The 2,119-nt window shown below is 73.8% G+C and carries 1 protein-coding gene and 2 pseudogenes; 1 reads left to right on the top strand and 2 read right to left on the bottom strand.

Annotated elements, in window-relative coordinates:
• Nucleotides 1-202 (top strand): annotated as a pseudogene (locus AC27IO_RS23305) (ATP-binding cassette domain-containing protein); the annotation flags it as partial.
• A gap of 81 nt (nucleotides 203-283) precedes the next feature.
• Here AC27IO_RS23305 and AC27IO_RS23300 read toward each other — a convergent pair.
• The gene (locus tag AC27IO_RS23300) at nucleotides 284-1,561 is read right to left on the bottom strand and encodes a heme biosynthesis protein HemY (RefSeq protein WP_272564402.1); all 1,278 of its coding nucleotides are present in this window, start codon (nucleotides 1,559-1,561) and stop codon (nucleotides 284-286) included.
• A 22-nt stretch (nucleotides 1,562-1,583) separates the two neighbouring features.
• Nucleotides 1,584-2,119 (bottom strand): annotated as a pseudogene (locus AC27IO_RS23295) (uroporphyrinogen-III C-methyltransferase); the annotation flags it as partial.

Raw genomic sequence — 2,119 nt, 5'->3', positions numbered from 1 at the left:
GCTGCTGCTGGACGAGCCCACGAACCACCTCGATGCGCGGGCCGTGGCGGCGCTGCAGTCCGCGCTGGCGTCGTTCACCGGCGCGCTGCTGGTGGTGTCGCACGACCGGCACTTTCTGCAGGCGATTGCGCCGCAGGTGGTGTGGGCGTGGGAGGAGGGCGGCTGGAATCTGGATGCGGCGCCGGCGGTCGCGCTGGCGTAACGCGGCCCACGGCCAAGAGCGGAGCGCGGCCTTCAGCGGCCGCAGAGAGGGCGGAGGGCGCAGGCCCCGGCTGGCCTTGTGTCAGGACGCCAGGACCGCGTTCTTCCAGGCCGCGGCCGCCGCCGTGGCGTCGCCGCGCTGCTCGGCCAGTTCGGCCAGGTGGCGCCACGCGCTGCAGCGCAGGCTGGCATCGCCCAATTGCCCCGTGGACTGGGTGAACAGTTGCTGCGCCTTGCCCCACAGCTGGCGCCGCAGGCAGGCCATGGCGGCCAGGTACTGCAGGCGCGCATCGCGGGGGTTGGCCTGCTGGGCCGATTCGATCCGGGCGAGCCAGGCGGCGTCGAGCGCGTCCAGGTTGTTTTCCAGGGCGCGCACCAGCTTGAGCGCCTGGTGGTCCGGAATGGCGTGCGGCAGTTCCACCATGCGTTCCCACACGGGCAGCAGCCACTGGCGCACCTGGCCGGCGTCGCCGCCCAGGGTGCTCAGGCGCTGCGCCGCATGGATGGCCAGTTCGGGCATGGCGCGTTCAGCGGGCTCCAGCGACATCCAGACCTGTTGCAGCTGGGCCGGGTCATGCGCGCCGTTCAGCAGCTCCATGGCCAGGCCGCGCACGATGCTCTGCGCCGCGGCGGGCGAAAACGCCCGGTGCTTGCCCAGCAGCCGCGCGGTCTCCAGGGCTTCCTGCGTTTGATGGGCCAGGCGCGTGGCCTTCAGGCGCGCGCGCAGCGCCAGCGTGCGCCGGGCCGCGCCCTGGGGCAGGGCGGCCAGGCGTTCGAGCGCGGCGTTGGCATCGCGCTCGTCCAGCGACCAGCGGGCCGCGCGCAGGTGCGCGCCTTCGCGCAGCTCCAGCTCGGTGACCGGCGCGCGGTCGGGAATGTTGTTGAGCGCGTTCTGCAAATGCGCCTCGCGCGTGGCGCGGTCCTGCAGGGCGTGCGAGCTTTCGGCGGCCACCAGATGGGCCAGCGTGCGCAATTGGCGGCCGTGCGGCACGGCCTCGCCCGAGGCCTCCAGCGCGCTCTCTTGAGCGAGGGCGGCGGTCGCGGCCTTGCGCGAGCGGATGAAGCGCCCGGCCAGCAGCTGCGACAGCGCATCGAGCAGCGCCGCGTGCATGGAGCGCTCCTTTTGCTGGGCGCGCCAGCGCCGCGCCTGGCGGGGCAGCTCCAGCAGTGCGGCCAGGGCGCGCAGCGCCGCATACAGCGTGGCGAAGCCACCGACCAGCAGCAGCAGGACGAGGTTGAGCGACAGATCGACGCGGTAGGGCGGCCAGAACAGGGTCACCGTGCCCTGGTTGTTGCCCGCGAACAGCGCGGCCGCGACGGCCACGCCAAAAAGTGCCAGAAACCAGAGTGCGGCGCGCATGGGTGGGCGGTCCTCCGGCGGCTCAGCGGCCCGCCGCGGCCGTGGCCAGGGCGGACAGGGTTTCGTCCAGCGGCGGCAGCTCGGCCGTGCGGATGTGCGACTGGGCCTGCTGCAGCACCGTGGCGGCCATCTGCGTGCGGCGCGACGCGGGGTCGAAGTAGCGGTTGAGCGCGGCGCTGGCGGCGGCCAGGTCGGCGCGGGCCGAGTCGAGCTGGCGGGCCAGCACGCCCAGGCGGGCGTTCATGAGCTTGAGCTTCAGGTTCTCGCGCAGGAAGAATGCCTGGTCGGGCGACACCAAAATGGCCTCGGGCCGGTCGATGCGGCTCACGCGCAGCAGGCCGCGGGCCTCGTCGCGCACGACCTCCCACGCGCGCTGCAGCGCGGACTGCCACCAGGGGCTGGGTGCGGCGGGCGACGCGGCGGCGTCGCCCGCGGACACCTGGGCATTCATGCGGCGCGTGGCCGCGGCCTGGGCGACGGCGTTCTGCAGGGGCAGCTCGTCCACTTGCCGCACCAGATCGTCGAGCCGCGCGAGCCAGGCCGGCGGTGTCGGTCACC

The sequence above is a fragment of the Acidovorax sp. KNOB132 genome, from assembly GCF_057541515.1.
The sequence above is the reverse complement of the archived record's forward strand: the minus strand, read 5'-3'. Positions and strand labels throughout refer to the sequence as shown.

Excerpts from the sequence above, each read along its gene's own strand:
- AC27IO_RS23300 (WP_272564402.1), bottom strand. The coding sequence starts at position 1,561 with ATGCGCGCCGCACTCTGGTTTCTGGCACTTTTTGGCGTGGCCGTCGCG.